The following is a 19,602-nucleotide window of genomic DNA, read 5'->3' as shown; positions in this document are numbered from 1 at the left end:
TTGCAACCTGAGCTTGTAAGCCGAGATTTCAAACTGGGCCTTCAGCCTAACTTCCATGCGGCGGGCCGTCGAAGGCCCGCGGTCAGGGCTTAGTTTAAGGTTTTATGCAGCCCTTGTAAATCGTACACCTGCAACTCGTCCAGGTGGCGGATACCGGCCACCGCGGCCTCGGCGCCCGCGATCGTCGTGTACGTCGTCACGCGCGACTGCAGTGCCGACGTGCGGATCGCCCGCGAATCGACGATGGCGCTGCGCTTTTCCTCGACCGTGTTGATGACCAGCGCGATCTCGTGGTTCTTGATCATGTCGACCACGTGCGGACGGCCCTCGACCACCTTGTTGACCGGCGTGACGGGAATGCCCGCAGCCGAGATCACCGCCGCGGTGCCCTTCGTGGCCACCAGCGAGAAGCCCGCCTCGACCAGGTCGCGTGCCACTTTCACGGCGCGCGGCTTGTCCGATGCCTTCACCGACAGGAACACCTTGCCGGACTTCGGCAGCTTCACGCCGGCGCCAAGCTGGGATTTCACGAACGCTTCCGCGAACGTCTGGCCCACGCCCATCACTTCGCCGGTCGACTTCATCTCCGGGCCGAGGATGGTGTCCACGCCCGGGAATTTCACGAACGGGAACACGGCTTCCTTGACGCTGTAGTACGGCGGCACGACTTCGGTCGTGATGCCTTGCGACGACAGGGTCTGGCCCACCATGCAGCGCGCGGCGATCTTCGCCAGCTGCAGGCCGGTCGCCTTCGACACGAACGGCACCGTGCGCGAGGCGCGCGGATTCACTTCCAGAACGAACACGACATCCTTCTCGACGCCATCGATCTCCTGCTTCTGGATCGCGAACTGCACGTTCATCAGGCCGACCACGTTCAGGCCCTTGGCCATCAGCGCGGTCTGCCGCTTCAGTTCATCGATGGTTTCCTGCGACAGCGAGTATGGCGGCAGCGAGCATGCCGAGTCGCCCGAGTGCACGCCGGCCTGTTCGATGTGTTCCATCACGCCGCCGATGAAGGTGGTCTCGCCATCGGAGATGCAATCCACGTCGCACTCGATCGCGTCGTTCAGGAAGCGGTCCAGCAGCACCGGCGAATCGTTCGACACCTTCACCGCTTCGCGCATGTAGCGCTCCAGGTCGCGCTGCTCGTGCACGATTTCCATCGCGCGGCCGCCCAGCACGTACGAAGGACGCACCACCAGCGGGTAGCCGATTTCCTGGGCCAGCTTGAGGGCTTCTTCTTCCGTGCGCGCGGTGCGGTTCGGCGGCTGGCGCAGTTCCAGGTCCTGCAACAGCTTCTGGAAGCGCTCGCGGTCTTCGGCCGCGTCGATCATGTCCGGCGAGGTGCCGACGATCGGCACGCCGTTCCTTTCCAGGTCGAGGGCCAGCTTCAGCGGCGTCTGGCCGCCGTACTGCACGATCACGCCGACCGGCTTTTCCAGGTCGACGATTTCCAGCACGTCTTCCAGCGTCAGCGATTCGAAGTACAGGCGGTCCGACGTGTCGTAGTCGGTCGACACGGTTTCCGGGTTGCAGTTGACCATGATGGTCTCGTAGCCATCTTCGCGCATCGCCAGCGCGGCGTGCACGCAGCAGTAGTCGAACTCGATGCCCTGGCCGATCCGGTTCGGGCCGCCGCCCAGCACCATGATCTTCTTCTTGTCGGTCGGGTTCGATTCGCATTCCTCGTCGTACGTGGAATACATGTACGCGGTGTTGGTGGCGAACTCGGCGGCGCAGGTGTCCACGCGCTTGTACACCGGGCGGATGCCCAGCGCGCGGCGCTGTTCACGCACGGCGGTATCGGTGGTCTGCAGCAGGTAGGCCAGGCGGCGGTCCGAGAAGCCCTTCTGCTTCAGGCGGTACAGCGTGTTCTTGTCCAGGTTTTCCAGCTTCTGCGTGTCCAGCCACAGTTCCAGGTCGACGATTTCCTTGATCTGCACGAGGAACCACGGATCGATCTTGGTCAGGTTGTGCACTTCTTCCATCGTGAAGCCCTGGGCGAACGCGTCGCCCACGTACCAGATGCGTTCCGGACCCGGCTCGCCCAGTTCCTCTTCCAGCTTCTCGCGGTCCACCGTCTTCTGGTTCAGGCCATCGACGCCCACTTCCAGGCCGCGCAGCGCCTTCTGGAACGATTCCTGGAAGGTGCGGCCCATCGCCATCACCTCGCCCACCGATTTCATCTGCGTGGTGAGATGGTCGTCGGCGGTCGGGAATTTTTCAAACGCAAAGCGCGGGATCTTCGTCACGACGTAGTCGATCGACGGCTCGAACGACGCCGGGGTCGCGCCGCCGGTGATCTCGTTGCGCAGCTCGTCGAGCGTGAAGCCCACCGCCAGTTTCGCGGCCACCTTGGCGATCGGGAAGCCGGTCGCCTTCGAGGCCAGCGCGGAAGAACGCGATACGCGCGGATTCATCTCGATGACGATCATGCGGCCGTCCTTCGGGTTGATCGAGAACTGCACGTTCGAGCCGCCCGTATCCACGCCGATCTCGCGCAGCACCGCCAGCGAGGCGTTGCGCATGATCTGGTATTCCTTGTCGGTCAGCGTCTGCGCCGGCGCCACGGTGATCGAGTCGCCGGTGTGCACGCCCATCGGGTCCAGGTTCTCGATCGAGCAGATGATGATGCAGTTGTCCGCCTTGTCGCGCACCACTTCCATCTCGTACTCTTTCCAGCCCAGCAGCGACTCTTCGATCAGCAGCTCGCTGGTCGGCGAGGCTTCCAGGCCGCGCTTGCAGATCTGCTCGAACTCTTCCTCGTTATAGGCGATGCCGCCGCCGCTGCCGCCCATCGTGAACGATGGCCGGATGATGGTCGGGAAGCCCATCTCGCGCTGCACTTTCCAGGCTTCTTCCATCGAGTGGGCGATGCCGGAACGGGCCGAACCCAGGCCGATCTTGGTCATCGCGTCCTTGAACTTGGAACGGTCCTCGGCCTTGTCGATCGCTTCCGGCGTGGCGCCGATCAGCTCCACGTTGTACTTGGCCAGCACGCCGTTGTTGTGCAGGTCGAGCGCGCAGTTCAGCGCGGTCTGGCCGCCCATGGTCGGCAGGATCGCGTCCGGGCGTTCCTTCGCCAGGATGCGCTCCACCACTTGCCAGGTGATCGGCTCGATGTACGTGACGTCCGCCATTTCGGGGTCGGTCATGATCGTCGCCGGGTTGCTGTTCACCAGGATGACCTTGTAACCCTCTTCGCGCAGCGCCTTGCAGGCTTGCGCGCCGGAGTAGTCGAATTCGCAGGCCTGGCCGATCACGATCGGGCCGGAGCCGATAATCAGGATGCTTTTAATGTCAGAACGTTTTGGCATTTTTATTTCTTCTCCGCTGCTTCCATCATCGAGATGAAGCGGTCAAACAGATACGATACGTCGGTCGGGCCAGGCGATGCTTCGGGGTGGCCCTGGAAGCAGAACGCGGGGGTGTCGGTGCGGGCGAAGCCCTGCAGCGAACCGTCGAACAGCGACACGTGGGTGACGCGGCAGTTGTCGGGCAGGGTCGCGGCATCCACGGCGAAACCGTGGTTCTGCGACGTGATCAGCACCTGCTTCGAATCCAGGTCCTGCACCGGGTGGTTGGCGCCGTGGTGGCCGAACTTCATCTTCAGCGTCTTCGCGCCGGAAGCCAGCGCCATGATCTGGTGGCCCAGGCAGATGCCGAACGTGGGGATCTTCTTTTCCATCAGTTCGCGCGTCGCGCGGATCGCGTAGTCGCACGGTTCCGGGTCGCCCGGGCCGTTGGCCAGGAAGATGCCGTCCGGATTCAGGGCCAGCGCGTCGGCCGCGGTCGATTGCGCCGGCAGCACGGTCACCTTGCAGCCGCGCTGGGCCAGCATGCGCAGGATGTTGCGCTTCACGCCGTAGTCGAACGCCACCACGTGGAAGCGCGGGTTCTCGACCTTGCCGTAGCCTTCGCCCAGCGTCCATTCCGTCTCGGTGAATTCATAGGCGGCCTGCGTGGTAACGACCTTGGCCAGGTCCATGCCGGCCAGGCCCGGGAACGAGCGGGCCAGTTCGACGGCCTGCGCCACGGAAGGTTCATTGCCCAGCGTGCCCGTCAGGATGGCGCCGGCCTGCGCGCCTTTTTCGCGCAGCAGGCGCGTCAGCTTGCGGGTATCGATGCCGGCGATGGCCACCACGTTCTCGGCCTTCAGGTAGTCGCCCAGCGACTGCGTGGAGCGGAAGTTCGACGCCAGCAGCGGCAGGTCGCGGATGATCAGGCCGGCGGCATGGACTTTCGCCGCTTCGACGTCTTCGGCATTGATGCCGTAGTTGCCGATGTGCGGGTAGGTCAGCGTGACGATCTGGCGCGAATAGCTGGGGTCGGTCAGGATTTCCTGGTATCCGGTGATGGACGTGTTGAAGACGACTTCACCCGTCGTATGACCGGCGGCGCCGATCGAATAACCTTTGAAGATGGTACCGTCGGCGAGGGCCAGGATGGCTGGAACGGCGGGGCCAGAAAAAAATGGCGGCAAGGGCAACTCCTGTAAAGTTACCGTAGCCGCGCCACGTCAGCGACCCGCATAAAAAATGAGCCGGGCTAGGCCTGGCTGCGGGTCAGATGAGAATGGGATGATGTGGTAGGCGCTACGGTAGATAAGTATTGGCTAAACCTTTGAATTATAACTCAAAGGAGTCCATTCGGCAATGCCGTGCGGGCATTCGGCGGCATCATTCTAGGCCGTGCCGCCTGCACGTGGCGCCTCCTTGGCCCTGCTGTGCTCCGGTTCGCGCCACCGGCTGCAGGGCCATCCACGCAGTCGCCCGATCGCCTATCGCGCCGCCGCCGGCACGATCCCTTGCCGCTCCAGGTCATCGGCCACCAGCCGTGCCAGCTCCGCCGCGCCGGCACGGTTCGGGTGGAGGGTGTCGCCCGCCATGTACAGCGCCAGCGTTGCGGCGGGGCCGATCCGCGTGAAATAGGCCGACGCGAGCACATTCAGGTCCACCACCGGCACGCCCTCCTCGGTGGCCACCGCCAGCGTGGCGTGGCGATACCAGCGGTTCACCGAGCTGTGCACGCCTTCGGCATTGAAATCCGTCGCGCGGCCTTGCGGCGTGACCAGTACCGGCCGGGCCCCCGTCGCGGCAACCTGGCGGACCATGTCGCGCATGATTTCCTTGAATTGGGCCTCGGTGGTCTCGTTCTTGGGGTTGGTGTCGTTGATCCCCATTTCCAGCAGGAACAGGTCACCTTCCTTGCTGTACTGCAGGATGGTTTCCAGCTGGCCGCCATCGCGGAAGCCCCGCGCGATCTGGCCGCCCGTGGCGATATTGCGGACCTGGAAGGCATGCGGATTGACATGGTCCGGCAGCAGCTGCCCCCAGCCGCCCTGCACGCTGGTCGCCAGGGGATAATAGCTGGCGACCGTGGAGTCGCCGCCGACCCAGATGGTGGGGCTCAGCACCGGATGACGTGAAATCCGCTTGATCTCGAGCGCACTCAGCGTGAACGCCGTGCCGGCCTTGCCTTCGGTGACGAGCAGGTTCAGTTGCCCATCCGTCACAGGGATCTCGAAGGCGTCGGTGGCGCCGTTGCCCGTCATGTTCATCACCTGGTACACGCCCTCCGCCGCCACGCTGGCCCGCGCGGTATTGCCGAGGGTGACCGATACCCTGTACAGGCCCGGTTCCAGGTCCACGTTGAAGGTATTGGCGCTCTTGGTACCGAACTGCAGGAAGCGCACCGCGTCGCTGCCCACGCCGGTGCCGCCGGCAGCCACGTTGGCCATGTGTTCCGGCGTGTTGAAACCGTAGCGCTTCTCCGGCGTGTAGGCATCCCCGGCGCGCACGCCGATATAGCTGGGCTCGGCAGGCCCATCGCCAAAATCGAAACGGTAAGGACGTTGCCCGTTGGAGCCCGGGTCCGCCAGGCTCGCGCCCATGCTGGTTGCCAGCAGCGCGGCGGCAAGGACACGGGCCAGGGCTGGCGAAGCCTGGCACCGGAAAGAACGGTGAAATGAAACCTGCATGCATGTCTCCTGTTGTCATGACCCGGCATTTGGCAGCGGTGTCGGCGCCGTGCGGGAGGAGACGCGCCGCCGGATCCGTCGGCCGGATTCGACAGGGAATCGTTGTCACGCACGCAAGGGATTGGACACTGCCGGGGCGGACGGGTCAACGGGGCGGCGGCCCGTGAACGGGGATAATCGCGCGATTGATCGTTCGGCGCCGGGGCGGGCCGCGCACGCGGCAAGCGCGGCTGCCGCGGCAGTGCTTCGCCGGGCGCGGCTGGATGAGTCATGCTGGGGATGCGATGTGACGGAAGCGGCGGCGCCCTGCCTGTCCGCCGATGGGCGGCCCATGCGGGCCGCCCGGGGCTGTTTTTACTTGCCGGTGCCGCGCCGGCGGCGTACCGCCACGCCCGTCACGGCCAGGCCGCCCAGCAGCATCGCCCAGGTACCCGGTTCCGGCACCGGCGAAACGTTGACGGTCATCGACAGTCCGGTAATGCGGGCCGCCGCCTGCGATCCCAGCCAGTACTCCTCGCCGGTCAATTCGTCGAGATACCAGACGCTGGCCGCGGAAGATTCGGCCGAACCATGCAGCATCACGCCGAACTCGCCGTCCAGCGACGTGGGACCGCTGGACACCTTGAATGTTTTCGTCCCGTGGACGTCGTATTCGGTGGTGAAATCCGGCTCCAGGCCGACATGCAAGCCGAAGCTCATCGTGTTGTTGGCATCGCCCGGCATCGTCCATTGCGCCGGATACAGCTCACCCGCGAAGGTGCCGGTCACCTCGATGCTGGTGATCCGGTAACCCTCGTTTACCGCGAATTCAAAGGCGTTCTGGGTGTTCCTGTAGTCGTTGGACCAGGGCTTGTACGACGAGTCGGTCGACGTGCTGAGGTTCTCTTCGATGCCCCACAGCGAAAACGTGACCGATGTCGCGGTTTCCGACTCCAGCGAGACCGGCACTTCCGGCTCGAATTCCGAACGGTCGAGCGTGAAGGCCTTGCCCTCGTAGATGGGGTAGATGCTCGCGTAGGCGGCTGCGGACTGCAAGAGGATGGCGGCGCACAGGGCGCGAGAGAGGAACTGCATGGCTTCTCCAGTGGTGTCGATGAAGCCACGCAGTTTAATTAACAAGTTCGCAATATTTTGCGGAAAATTATCTTAAAACCTGTACGAAATTGTAATTCCTGTGTCGCTGGCGCCATCGAGGGCGCCCACCGTCCGGGGCCATAGCCCGCACCGGCTGGCCTCAGGTACGGCCATGCACCCTTGGCGGCGTTTCAGACTGGACGCCTGCGCCGCCGCGCGGCCGCCGCCACGACGCCGAGTCCGCCCAGCAGCATCAGGCAAGCCTGCGGCTCGGGCACCGGCGACACCGCGACCATCATCCGCAGGTTGGCGATGCCGGCGTCGGCATACGATCCCAGCCAGAAGCCCTCCGCCGGATCCTCCTGGTACCAGGCACTCTGGGCCCAGGCGATCGTATAGCCCTGCAGCGACAGCGTCATGTCGCCCGTCAGCCCGGCGGGCGCCAGGTCGTACCGGAAGGCTTTCCGGCCGTCGAGCCCTTCGGTGTACTGGGCCTCGGTAGCGGGCAGTTCGCCGGGGCGCTCGACCGTGACGACCATGCCCGTGTCGCTGTTTGCCGCGCCGGGGATCGAATACTGGGCAGGCCGCTGTGCGGCATAGAATTCCCCCGTCAGCGTGATGCCGGTGATCCGGTAGCCGTCCTTGACGGTAATGCCATACCCGCTCTGCCAATGATTGATGGTGGTGATTTCCGGGAAACCTCGCGAGTCGGCGCTGGCGTGGGCGGCCTGCCCCACGCCCCACAACGAGAACGTGGCGTAGCCAGGCAAGTCGGAAACCAGGTCTAGGCCGAGGTACGGCAGCTCGTCCACGCCACTGAGTGAAAACCCTGCCGTGTCGATCACGGGCACCGCGGCGTGAACGGGTGCGAAAGCGCCCACGGCGCCCAGCAGGAAGGTGGCGCACAAGGTGCGGAACAAAGGTCGCATGACTAGCCTCTATGGTTGTTGAAGGTCCAGAGAGTCTAGTGGGCTCATCCATGCGGCCGTGTCATGGATTGTCTTTAAATCTACTGTTTCTTGTAACGAGCGGCTCCCGCGAGCAGGCCCAGGCCGCCCAGCAGCATGGCGTACGTGGACGGTTCGGGGATTGCCGACACCTCGACATGCAGCACCAGGTCGCGCAGCGACGCCGCGGCAAGCGAATCGGCAAACGCTCCGCCGCCTTCGACACCCCATGCCTGCACCAGCAAATTACCGGAAATGCCCAGCTCGACCGTGCCTGTCAGGTTCAGGGGGATGGTGGACAGCTCGATGATGTTTTCCGCCTGAAAGTCGCCGTTCAGCGAACTCTCCGTGGGTGCCGAGGGGACGGTCAGGAAGAGACTGGCTTCATTGTGGACGAACCCGGGAGGAAAATCCGGCAACTGCCCCGGCGAAAGCTCGCCGAAGGCGATACCGGTGAGCATCACGCGCGACACGCGGTAGCCGGCATCGATGTCGAGCCGCAGCGCGCTCCACGACGATCGTTCGGCGAACGCGCCGGCGCCGGTGAAGTCCTGGGCCTCGGCACGGTCCAGGTGCTGGTTCAGCGTATCGAGTGAAAAGCTGTAGGTATCCGGGAACAGGCTGACCTGGGTGATGCTCCAGTCTTCCGGCTGTGGACCGTCGATGTAGGTGATGGTGAATGCCGGCGTATCGATGCTGGTCGCGGCCATTACGGGAGAACACAACAGCATGCCGAGCGCGAGCCCGGCCATTGCACGTTTCATGGAAACCTCCGCTGGAGAAACGTCAGACTGCGTGAACATCATGGCATGGCGGCGGGCGCCGCCGCTTCGGCTGTGCCGGCTTACAGATTAGCAGCCGTCGCGCGAGAGTCCAGGCGGAGGTTGGCTGGATATCAGCCCAGCGCGGCGATGCCGACCCTGGCGATCTGCGCATCCTGGTCGGACTTCACGCCGGAGACACCGACGGCGCCGATCGAATGGCCGTCGACGACGATGTTGACGCCGCCTTCCAGCAAGCCTTCCACTTCCGGTGCCGTCAGGAACGCGTAGCGGCCATTGTTGATGACGTCTTCGTAGACCTTGGTTTCGCGGCGGCCCAGTGCCGACGTCTTGGCCTTGGCCGGCGCGATGTGCGCCGTCAGGGGCGCGGCGCCGTCCAGGCGCTGCTGCCACAGCAGGTGGCCGCCGTCGTCGACGATCGCGATCGACACCGCCCAGTTGTTCGCCAGGGCTTCCGCTTCGGCGGCGGCGGCGATTTTCTTCACATCGGCGAGAGTCAGGTAAGGCTTGCTTTGCATGGTTTTCCTTCGGTTGATGAATTTGCTGCTTGGTCTGCTGCTTGATTTGCTGATTGATTTGCGGCTGCTTGATCGGCAACTTGAGTTGCTGCCTGGACCGGCTTGGAACTGCCTGTCCTTCACTTCACTTCACTTCACTTCACGGCCACGGCGGGCGTTTCCCGCCGGGCCTTCAATTTCTGCTTGATCTGCGGCATCAGCGCCAGCGTGGCCTTCTCGCCGGCCTGCATCGCCCGCGCGCGGCTGGCGAAGTCGTTGCCGGCCATATTGCCCAGCGGCGGCTGGATGACCACGTCGGCATCGCGCAGTTCGTACTGGTTGATGCGCTGGCCCATGATCGAGAAGGTCTGCATGATCACTTCGAGCGATGACACGGCCGCCTGCGCTTCCGTCTGCGTGCTGATGTTGACGGCGATGATGAACTCGGCGCCCATTTCCTTCGTGAAGCGCACCGGCACCGGCGCCACCAGGCCGCCATCGACATAGGTGCGGGTACCGATGGTCACCGGCTGGAAGACGCCCGGCACGGCCGAGCTGGCGCGCACGGCTTGTCCCGTATTGCCTCGCGTGAAGAGGATCGGCTGGCCCGTCTTCAGGTCGGACGCGACGGCGCCGAACGGCAGCTTCAGTTTTTCGATCGGGCGCTGGTTCACGGCCTTGTTGATGTAGCTTTGCAGCGCCACGCCTTTCAGCACGCCGGACTTGGTGCCGAACAGGGGCAGCGCCCAGTCGGAGATGGCCGCCTCGTCCATGGCGTACGCCATCTTCTGCAGCGCGCCGGCATTGTTCCCCGCGGCATACAGGGCGCCGACCACGCTGCCGGCACTCGTGCCGACGACGACATCGGCCAGGATGCCGTTCGCTTCCAGTGCCTTGATCACGCCGATGTGCGCGAAGCCGCGCGCGGCGCCGCCGCCCAGTGCCAGGCCGATCTTCACCTTGCGCAGCGGCGGCGCGGCGGGATGGTTGAGGGTGGGCGTGGGATCGCCGAGCGCGGGCGGGATGACGCCCGGCTGTGCGGCAACGGCGCCCGCCGGCGGTGGCACGGCCGCGCCGCCGGGCGGGGTGCTGACGGGAGCGCTGCCGCAACCGGTCAAGGCGGCGGCCAGGAGGGCCGCGGGCAGCGCATACGCGGTCAATCGTTTCAGGAACATCGCTGTCAATCTGGTTGGCGCCGCCCCGGCGGACGCGAGAAGCGCCCGCGGGTGCGCGGCAAAACGGCAGATTGTATCAGTTCAGTGCGAGGGCGGCGGCCGGCTGCGGCGCCGCCGACAGCGATTTCGGCAGGTTCACGGTGAAGGTACTGCCCTTGCCCGGCTCCGAGGTGATCGACAGCGTGGCGTTGTGGCGCAGCAGCACGTGCTTGACGATCGCCAGGCCCAGGCCGGTGCCCTGGGTCTCCCGGGAACGGCTCTTGTCGACCCGGTAGAAACGTTCGGTAAGGCGGGAGATGTGCTCCGGGCTGATGCCGATGCCCGTGTCGCGCACCGTGAAGCGCACCCCGGCGGCCGTGTCTTCCCATGTCAGCGACACGGTGCCGCCGGCCGGCGTGTAGCGCACCGCGTTGGCGGCCAGGTTGCCGAACGCGCTGTACAGCTCATCCGTGCTGCCCATCACGTCGCCGCCGTTCACTTCGAGCACGATCTCGTGCTTGCCGGCGGACAGCGCCAGCGCATCGCGGCGCACCTTGTCCAGCAGGCTGCCGATATCGACGCGCTCCGCGCGCACCGGGTGGTCGATCGATTCCAGGCGCGACAGCGTCAGCATGTCCTCGATCAGGTGCTGCATCCGGTAGGCCTGGTCCATCATCAGCTTCAGGTGGGCCTGGCGGGTGCCCTCGTCGAGCTGCTCGGCGGCGGCGATTTCCAGGAAGCCCAGCACCACTGTCAGCGGCGTGCGCAGTTCGTGCGAGGCATTGGCCACGAAGTCGCGGCGCATCATGTCGGTGCGCTCGGTTTCCGTGACATCGTGCGTGACGAGGATCTGCCGGCGGTTCTCGAACGGGATGATGTGCGTGATCAGCTTGCGCCCGCGGAACGACAGCACCAGCGGCTGGTCGTAGCGGCCCAGGATCAGGTAATCCATGAAGTCCGGGCTGCGCACCAGGTTCGTCACGCGCATGCCCTTGTCGCGGTCATGCCGCAGGCCCAGGTGTTCTTCGGCGGCAGGATTGCACCATTCGAGGAACAGCACGTCGTCCATGATCACCACGCCATCGGGCAGCAAGTGCATGGCCTGGCGGAAGCGGGCCAGCCACTCGGTCAGCTCGGCCTGGTTTTTCTCGTCGTCGCGGCGCAGCCGGTACAGGCGGGAAAACACGGGCGTCCATTCGCCCCAGCCATCGGGCAGCTTGGCACTGTTCGGTTCATCGAGCCAGCCGGACAGCTGGTACAGGTAATGCAGCTGCACCAGCACCATCGTGCCCAGGGCGGCCAGCGCCGTCAGCAGCGCCGGCAGCATGCCGAACCACCACCACAACAGGCCGATGCCGAAGGCACCGGCGCTCATCTGGATGGCCACCGGTACCCAAAACACGAACTTGGGATTCATGTCTTCTCGGACAGCATGTAGCCGACGCTGCGCACCGTCTTGATCAGGTGCTCCGCTTCCTTCAGCGCCTTGCGCAGGCGCAGCACGTGCACGTCGACCGTACGTTCCTCGATCACCACGTGGTCGCCCCACACCTTGTCGAGCAGCTGGCTGCGCGAGAACACGCGCTCCGGATGCGCCAGGAAGAACTTCAGCAGCTTGTATTCGGCATGACCGATATCGATCTTGGCCTGCCCCAGCGACACGGTGCAGCTGATCGGGTCCAGCGTGATCGGGCCGGCGCGCATGGCGCTGTCGGCATGTTCCGGGCTCTTGCGGCGCAGCAGCGCGCGCGAGCGGGCCAGCAGTTCGCGCGGCGAGAATGGCTTGGTGATGTAGTCGTCGGCGCCATTGTTCAGGCCGGCCAGCTTGTCTTCCTCCATGCTCTTTGCCGTGAGCATGATGATGGGAATGTCGGCGAAATGCCGGTCGCCGCGGATGCGGGCCAGCAGGCGCAGGCCGGTCTGGTCCGGCAGCATCCAGTCGAGCAGGATCAGTTGCGGCTTGCGTTCATGGATGAAATCCCATGCTTCCTGGGTACTCTGCACCGAGCTCACGTTCCAGCCGGACTCGCGCAGCGAGAACGTGACCAGTTCGACAATCGCCGGTTCGTCTTCAACAATCAATACTGTGGTTTTATCCGCTGCCATCTGTCGTTCAGTCTTCCCTGGTTCCTTCGCTCACCAGTGGCGAGCGGCTATGGCGGATGTCGACACCTTCCACCACGTAGATCACGTATTCGGCGATGTTCTTTGCATGGTCGCCGATGCGCTCGATGGCCTTGGCCACCCACATCGTGTCGAGCGCAGCCGAAATTGTACGCGGATCTTCCATCATGAACGTAATCAGGTTGCGCATGATCGTGCGGAACTCGTGATCGATCACGGCATCCTGCGCGATCAGCTGCACGGCCTGGCTATGGTCGTTGCGGGCAAACGCGTCCAGCGCGTCGTGCAGCATGTCGCTGGTGGCGGTGGCGATATTGCGCACCATTTCATAATGGTTGACGGTCACGGCGCCGCGGCTGTGCAGGCTCTTCGCCGTGCGCGCGATCTTGGTGGCTTCGTCGCCGATGCGCTCCAGGTCCGTGATCACCTTGATGGTGGCCATGATGGTGCGCAGGTCGTTGGCAGCCGGCTGGCGGCGCACGATCAGGTGGCTGCACTGGTCGTCCAGCTGCACTTCCAGCTGGTTCACGGCGTCGTCTTCGCGGATCACGCGCTCGGCGCGTTCCTGGTTGCCGATGCGGAAGCACGTCATCGCATCGAGGAATTGCGTCTCGACCATGCCGCCCATCAGGAGCACCTTCGAGCGGATCGCTTCCAGGTCGTGGTCGTAGGCCTTCGAGGAATGTTCACCAATCATGATTTGCTGCCTTTCTATTTAACCGAAGCGACCGGTGATGTAGTCCTGGGTTTCCTTGCGGGCCGGGTTCATGAAGATCTGGTCGGTCTCGCCGAACTCGACCAGCTCGCCCAGGTACATGTAGGCCGTGTAGTCGGAGCAGCGGGCGGCCTGCTGCATGTTGTGGGTCACGATGGCGATCGTGTAATCCTGCTTCAGCTCGCTGATCAGTTCTTCCACTTTCGAGGTGGAAATCGGGTCCAGCGCGGAGGTGGGCTCGTCGAGCAGCAGCACGTCCGGCTTCACCGCCACGCCGCGGGCGATGCACAGGCGCTGCTGCTGGCCGCCGGACAGCGACAGGCCGCTCTTGCCCAGCTTGTCCTTCACTTCGGTCCACAGGGCCGCCTTCTTCAGCGCCCATTCCACGCGCTCGTCCATTTCACCCTTCGACAGGTTTTCGTACAGGCGCACGCCGAAGGCGATGTTGTCGTAGATCGACATCGGGAACGGCGTCGGCTTCTGGAACACCATGCCGACCTTGGCGCGCAGCATGTTCACGTCCTGGCTGCCTTCGAGGATGTTGGTGCCGCGGTAGGCGATCGTGCCTTCGGCGCGCTGGCCGGGGTACAGGTCGTACATGCGGTTCAGCGTGCGCAGCAGGGTCGACTTGCCGCAGCCGGACGGGCCGATGAAGGCCGTTACCTGGCGTTCATGGATATCCAGGTTGACGTTGTGCAGGCTGCGCGTCTTGCCGTAGAAGAAATTGAGGTTCTTGATCTCGATGATCTTCGATGCTGCCTTCGCGGATGCGGTCGCTTGAGCGTTCATGTGCGTTCTCTTGTCTGTAATGTGGTGGTTGTGCGTCGGCGATCAGTTCGGGATCTTTTGCGAGAAGACCGTGCGCGACAGGATGTTCAGTGCCAGCACGCTGAAGGTGACCAGCAGTGCACCGGCCCAGGCGAGGTCACGCCAGTTGTCATACGGGCTCATGGCGAACTGGTAGATCACATATGGCAGGTTGGCCATCGGCTTGTTCATGTCGGCATTGAAGAACTGGTTCGACAGCGCGGTGAACAGCAGCGGCGCCGTCTCGCCAGTGACGCGAGCCACGGCCAGCAGCACGCCTGTGACCACGCCCGCCTTCACGGCGCGCAGGCGCACCAGGGTGGCCACTTTCCAGCGCGGCGCACCCAGTGCGAAGGCGGCTTCGAGCAGGCTGTTCGGCACCAGGCGCAGCATGTTGTCGGTGGTGCGCACGACGACCGGCACGGCGATCAGCGTCAGCGCCAGCGAACCCGCATAACCGGAGAAGTGGTTCACGTTGGCCACATACAGTGCGTAGACGAACAGGCCGATCACGATCGACGGTGCCGACAGCATGATGTCGGTGACGAAACGGGTTACGGCAGCCACCTTGTTTTCCTCGCCATACTCGGCCAGGTAAATGCCGGCCAGGATGCCGATCGGCGTCGATACCAGCGTCGACAGGCCCACCATCAGCAGGCTGCCGACGATGGCGTTCATCAGGCCGCCTCCTTCACTGCCGGGCGCGGGGGTGGTCTCGGTAAACAGCGCCGGCGTCAGCGCGGCGAGTCCGTTGATCAGCAGCGTGGCGAGGATCCACAGCAGCACGATGACGCCGACCGACATGGCGGCAACCGACATGGCGATGCCGATGCGGTGCGTCCACAGGCGCCGGCGGTACACGGGATTCATGCGAGGATTCATGGGGGCTTTGACTGCGGCGGTCGACATTATTTGACACCTTCTTTACGGGACATTCCGGCCAGCATCAGCTTGGCGGCGGTCAGGACGATGAACGTGATCACGAACAGGATCAGCGCCAGTGCGAACAGCGACGACACGTGCAGCGTCGTGGCGGCTTCGCCGAATTCGTTGGCCAGCGTGGAAGCGATCGAGTTACCCGGCGCGAACAGCGACGCGGACAGCTTGTTGGCGTTACCGATCACGAAGGTCACGGCCATGGTTTCACCGAGCGCGCGGCCCAGGCCGAGCATCACGCCACCGACCACGCCGGTCTTGGTGTACGGCAGCACGATCTTGCGCACCACTTCCCAGCGGGTGCAGCCCAGGCCGTAAGCGGATTCCTTCAGCACCGCCGGCACGATCTCGAACACATCGCGCATCACGGAGGAGATGAAGGGGATGATCATGATGGCCAGGATCAGCGCGGCGGTCAGGATGCCGATGCCCATCGTCGGGCCAGAGAACAGCACGCCGATGAACGGCAGCTGGCCCAGCGTGGCCTTGAGGAACGGCTGGACGTAGTCGCCGAACAGCGGCACGAACACGAACAGGCCCCACATGCCGTAGATGATCGACGGCACGCCAGCCAGCAGTTCGATCGCGGTACCGAGCGGGCGCTTCAGCCACACGGGGCAGATCTCGGTCAGGAACAGCGCGATGCCGAAGCTGACGGGAAAGGCGATCAGGAGTGCGATGCCGGCGGTGGCCAGCGTACCCACGATGGCGATCAGCGCGCCATACTGGTCATTGATCGGGTCCCACTCGACACGGGTGACGAAGCCGGGACCGAATTCCTTCAGCGCCGGCCAGGCACCCATGGCCAGCGAGATGATGATACCGATCAGCACGAACAGCACCGACAAGGCAAACGTCATCGTTACCTTGTGGAAGATCCAGTCCTGGATCCGCTGGCGGCGCATCACGGATTGCATTGCCGCTTGCGACACGGTGGACATCGCCTGCGTCTCCGTCGCGGGGACGGAAGTCATTTCAGCACTCATGGACATAGTTTTAGATGTTTTTCTCAAAATGGCTAGCCGGGAGATCCCGCTGGGTTACCAGCCGAGCTCCCCCGGTTAACCCCCTCGGGGTCAACCGAGGGAGCGGGATGGTTCGATCAGTACAGGGCCTTGCCGGAAGCGTCCTTCAGGTTCTGCTTCCAGGCGGCCTGGACTTGCTTGACCACGGTGTCCGGCAGCGGCACGTAGTCCAGTTCCACGGCGGCCTTGTCGCCGTTGGTGAAGGCCCAGTCGAAGAACTTGACGACTTCCTTGCCCTTGGCCGCGTCAGCCTGCTGCTTGTACATCAGGATGAACGACACGCCCGTGATCGGCCACGACTGCTTGCCGGCCTGGTCGGTCAGCACCACGCCGAAGCCCGGGGTCTTGGTCCACTCGGCATTGGCGGCGGCGGCCTTGAAGTTCTCGTCGTCCGGCTGCAGGAACACGCCATCCTTGTTGCGCAGCTGGGTGTGCTGCATCTTGCTCTTCTTCGCGTACGCCCACTCGACATAGCCGATCGCGCCCTTGATGCGCTGCACGTTGGCGGCCACGCCTTCGTTGCCCTTGCCGCCCACGCCGGTCGGCCATTTCACGGCGCTGTTGGCGCCCACTTTCGACTTGAATTCCGGGTTGGTCTTGGACAGGAAGTCCGTGAACAGGAACGAGGTGCCCGAGCTGTCGGCACGGTGCACGACGGTGATGTCGTCGTCAGGCAGCTTCACGCCCGCGTTCAGCGTGGCGATGGCCGGATCGTTCCACTTGGTGATCTTGCCCAGGAAGATGTCGCCGACCACCTGGCCGGTCAGCTTCAGCTGGCCCGGGGTAATCCCTGGCAGGTTCACCACGGTCACCACGCCGCCCATGATGGCGGGGAACTGCATCAGGCCGGCTTCATCCAGGTCTTCCGCTTTCAGCGGCATGTCGGACGCGCCGAAGTCCACGGTCTTTGCCTTGATTTGCTTGATACCTGCACCGGAACCGACGGAAGCATAGTTCAGGCCGTTGCCGGTCGATGCCTTGTACTGCTCGGCCCACTTGGCATAGATCGGATACGGGAAGGTAGCACCGGCGCCGGTCATGTCCGCTGCGGCGGCGGTAGTGAAGGCCACTGCTGCGGAAGCGCCTACGATGAGGGAGGCCATCAACTGTTTCATACGCATATCAAAGTTCCTCTTTCGGGGTTGGGGTATTGAATGGTGCGCAGTGTAGTGGCCGAATATGACCCCTTTATGACATGAATGACGCGGATTGAAATATTTGACGGAATCGCATGTCATATACCGGCATAGGTCCGGTCACAATGCCCGCAAGTCATTGAAATTTATAGGTTTTAATCCGTGTCATAATTGTTTGCAAGCCACTTTTGGATGTCATGTTGTTGTCATATTTCCTATCTACACTGTCATGAGCGCCAGCGCTGCCATGGGGAGCGCTAGAATCTTGTACTAATGAATAGAAAAAACGATAAGACGATGAAACCCGAGATCCGCGCGGAAGTCACGCGTCATACGCAGTTCCTCGACCGTGAGCTTTCCCAGTTGGCCTTCAACCGCCGTGTCATGGCGCAAGCCGAGGATGCGTCCATTCCCGTGCTGGAGCGGCTGCGTTACCTGTGCATCACCTCCAGCAACCTGGATGAATTCTTCGAAGTGCGCGTGGCCAGCCTGCTGGCCGCCGCCACCGTCGACGGCAAGCTGTCCGAGCACCCTGCCCTCACTGCCAACCTGAACCGCGTATCGGCCGAGTGCCACGCGCTGGTGGCGCGGCAATATGACATCCTGAACAGCCAGATCCTGCCGCTGCTGAAGGAACACGGCGTGCACCTGCTGCGCAACAACGAGCGCAACGAGGCCCAGCGCGCCTGGATCAAGGATTATTTCGAGCGCGAAGTACGCCCGCTGCTGACGCCGATCGGCCTCGACCCGGCCCATCCGTTCCCGCAGGTCATCAACAAGAGCCTGAACTTCATCGTCGCGCTGTCCGGCAAGGATGCCTTCGGCCGCGGCACGGCGATCGCCATCATCAAGGCACCGCGCGTGCTGCCGCGCGTGATCAAGCTGCCGGACGAGCTGTCGGACAAGCCGGGCACCTGCTTCTGCCTGCTGTCGTCGATCATCCACGCGCATATTTCCGAATTGTTCGCCGGCCGCGAAGTGATGGCCTATTCGCAATTCCGCGTCACCCGCGATTCCGACCTGTGGGTCGACGAGGATGAAGTAAAGAACCTGCGCCAGGCGCTGAAGGGCGAATTGCAGGGCCGCCAGTTCGGCCGCTCGGTACGCCTCGAGGTGGCGAAGAACTGCCCGCCGGAGCTTTCACAGTTCCTGCTCGACCAGTTCGACCTGGACCGCTCGCGCCTGTACCAGGTGGATGGGCCGGTCAACATGGTGCGCCTGAACGAGATGATCGAGCACACGAAAATGCCCGAGCTGCGTTTCACGCCATTCGTGCCGGGCCTGCATCCGACCGGCGGCGACATCTTTGCCACGCTGCGCAAGCAGGATATCCTGCTGCACCACCCGTTCCAGTCGTTCCAGACCGTCATCGACTTCATCCGGCAGGCCGCGACCGACCCTTGCGTGGTGGCGATCAAGCAGACCGTGTACCGCACCGGGATGAATTCCGACCTGATGGAGGCGCTGATCCTGGCGGCCCGGCTGGGCAAGGAAGTCACGGTGATCGTGGAGCTGATGGCACGCTTCGACGAGGAAGCCAACATCAACTGGGCCGACAAGCTGGAACAGGCCGGCGCGCAGGTCGTCTACGGCGTGGTCGGCCTGAAGACCCACGCCAAGATCGCACTGGTGATCCGCCGCGAAGGCGCCGCCGACAACGCCGAACTGCGCTACTACGCCCACCTCGGCACCGGCAATTACCACCCGACCACGACCAAGTTCTATACGGACTTCGGCCTGCTGACCTGCGAGCCGAACCTGGGCCGCGACGTCAACGAAGTGTTCATGCACCTAACCAGCCTGGCCAAGCCCCACAAGCTGAACCACGTCTGGCTGGCGCCGTTCGCCCTGCAGAGCGAGATCATCAAGGCGATCCGCAACGAAGCCAAGATCGCCAAGTCCGGCAAGCCGGGGCGCATCATCGTGAAAGTCAACGCGATGGTGGACGAATCGGTGATCCGCGCGCTGTACGCCGCCTCGCAGGACGGCGTGAAGATCGACCTGATCGTGCGCGGCGCGTGCACCTTGCGCCCGGGCGTGCCGGGACTGTCGGAAAACATCAAGGTGCGCTCGATCATCGGCCGCTTCCTCGAGCACAGCCGCATCTATTACTTCCGCAACGACCTCGCGCACGACGTGTATCTTGCCAGTGCCGACTGGATGAGCCGCAACCTGTTCCGCCGCATCGAAGTGGCCTTCCCGGTGCTCGACCGCGCGCTGAAGCGGCGCGTGATGGCCGAGGGGCTGAACCCCTACCTGAAGGACAACACGAATGCGTGGGAACTGGAACCGGACGGCCACTACCAGCGCCGCAAGCCGCGCGGCAAGCAGCAGCCTTTCGGCGCCCAGCAATACCTGATGAAGACCCTCGGCACCGCGGCCGAATGATGCGTGCTGCGTGCTGCGTGATGCATGACGAGTG

At 63.8% G+C, this 19,602-nt stretch carries 16 protein-coding genes; 1 reads left to right on the top strand and 15 read right to left on the bottom strand.

Translation table 11 applies throughout. The annotated features are described in order from the left end of the window. Positions 1–89 precede the first annotated feature (89 nt). The 15 genes from carB to pstS form a co-directional block, all read right to left on the bottom strand. On the bottom strand, positions 90–3,320 hold the full coding sequence (carB, locus tag OU994_RS12640) for a carbamoyl-phosphate synthase large subunit (RefSeq protein WP_281611020.1): 3,231 nt from the start codon (positions 3,318–3,320) through the stop codon (positions 90–92). A gap of 2 nt (positions 3,321–3,322) precedes the next feature. Continuing rightward, a complete protein-coding gene (gene carA, locus OU994_RS12635) occupies positions 3,323–4,486 on the bottom strand; it encodes a glutamine-hydrolyzing carbamoyl-phosphate synthase small subunit (RefSeq protein WP_131146584.1) in 1,164 nt (387 codons plus the stop codon). A 297-nt stretch (positions 4,487–4,783) separates the two neighbouring features. Continuing rightward, positions 4,784–5,983: a rhamnogalacturonan acetylesterase gene (locus tag OU994_RS12630; RefSeq protein ID WP_281611019.1), complete on the bottom strand. Its 1,200-nt coding sequence runs from the start codon at positions 5,981–5,983 to the stop codon at positions 4,784–4,786. 354 nt (positions 5,984–6,337) lie between these two features. Further along, positions 6,338–7,057, bottom strand: a complete 720-nt coding sequence (locus OU994_RS12625; RefSeq protein WP_281611018.1) for a PEPxxWA-CTERM sorting domain-containing protein — start codon at positions 7,055–7,057, stop codon at positions 6,338–6,340. Between the two features lie 191 nt (positions 7,058–7,248). Further along, entirely contained in the window at positions 7,249–7,986 is a 738-nt protein-coding gene (locus tag OU994_RS12620; protein WP_281611017.1) for a PEP-CTERM sorting domain-containing protein, read from the bottom strand. 80 nt (positions 7,987–8,066) lie between these two features. After that, positions 8,067–8,768: a PEP-CTERM sorting domain-containing protein gene (locus tag OU994_RS12615; protein WP_281611016.1), complete on the bottom strand. Its 702-nt coding sequence runs from the start codon at positions 8,766–8,768 to the stop codon at positions 8,067–8,069. A 131-nt stretch (positions 8,769–8,899) separates the two neighbouring features. Then, positions 8,900–9,304, bottom strand: coding sequence for a heme-binding protein (locus OU994_RS12610; protein WP_281611015.1), 405 nt, complete (start codon positions 9,302–9,304; stop codon positions 8,900–8,902). Positions 9,305–9,438: 134 nt separating this feature from the next. Further along, on the bottom strand, positions 9,439–10,458 hold the full coding sequence (locus OU994_RS12605; RefSeq protein WP_281611014.1) for a patatin-like phospholipase family protein: 1,020 nt from the start codon (positions 10,456–10,458) through the stop codon (positions 9,439–9,441). Between the two features lie 76 nt (positions 10,459–10,534). Then, complete coding sequence (gene phoR, locus OU994_RS12600) at positions 10,535–11,854, bottom strand: phosphate regulon sensor histidine kinase PhoR (RefSeq protein ID WP_281611013.1); 1,320 nt, start codon at positions 11,852–11,854, stop codon at positions 10,535–10,537. Further along, the gene (locus OU994_RS12595; protein ID WP_131146589.1) at positions 11,851–12,543 is read right to left on the bottom strand and encodes a response regulator; all 693 of its coding nucleotides are present in this window, start codon (positions 12,541–12,543) and stop codon (positions 11,851–11,853) included. Before OU994_RS12595 ends, phoR begins: the two co-directional genes overlap by 4 nt. Positions 12,544–12,550: 7 nt before the next feature. Further along, entirely contained in the window at positions 12,551–13,258 is a 708-nt protein-coding gene (phoU, locus tag OU994_RS12590; RefSeq protein ID WP_131146590.1) for a phosphate signaling complex protein PhoU, read from the bottom strand. Positions 13,259–13,276: 18 nt separating this feature from the next. Next, positions 13,277–14,065, bottom strand: a complete 789-nt coding sequence (gene pstB, locus OU994_RS12585; protein WP_131146591.1) for a phosphate ABC transporter ATP-binding protein PstB — start codon at positions 14,063–14,065, stop codon at positions 13,277–13,279. A 42-nt stretch (positions 14,066–14,107) separates the two neighbouring features. After that, positions 14,108–14,965 carry a phosphate ABC transporter permease PstA gene (pstA, locus tag OU994_RS12580; RefSeq protein WP_281611012.1) on the bottom strand — a complete coding sequence of 286 codons (858 nt, stop codon included), beginning with the start codon at positions 14,963–14,965 and terminating at the stop codon, positions 14,108–14,110. A 26-nt stretch (positions 14,966–14,991) separates the two neighbouring features. Further along, positions 14,992–15,960 (bottom strand): phosphate ABC transporter permease subunit PstC, encoded by a 969-nt coding sequence (pstC, locus tag OU994_RS12575; RefSeq protein ID WP_371861739.1) that lies wholly within the window; start codon positions 15,958–15,960, stop codon positions 14,992–14,994. Positions 15,961–16,121: 161 nt separating this feature from the next. Beyond that, positions 16,122–17,147 (bottom strand): phosphate ABC transporter substrate-binding protein PstS, encoded by a 1,026-nt coding sequence (gene pstS, locus OU994_RS12570; RefSeq protein WP_371861444.1) that lies wholly within the window; start codon positions 17,145–17,147, stop codon positions 16,122–16,124. Positions 17,148–17,477: 330 nt separating this feature from the next. Between pstS and ppk1 the strand changes: the two genes are divergently transcribed. Beyond that, entirely contained in the window at positions 17,478–19,568 is a 2,091-nt protein-coding gene (gene ppk1, locus OU994_RS12565) for a polyphosphate kinase 1 (protein ID WP_281611011.1), read from the top strand. Positions 19,569–19,602: the final 34 nt, after the last annotated feature.

It is taken from the genome of Pseudoduganella sp. SL102, assembly GCF_027856995.1.
In the GTDB taxonomy this organism is placed as follows: Bacteria; Pseudomonadota; Gammaproteobacteria; order Burkholderiales; family Burkholderiaceae_D; genus Rugamonas; species Rugamonas albidiflava.
The sequence above is the reverse complement of the archived record's forward strand: the minus strand, read 5'-3'. Positions and strand labels throughout refer to the sequence as shown.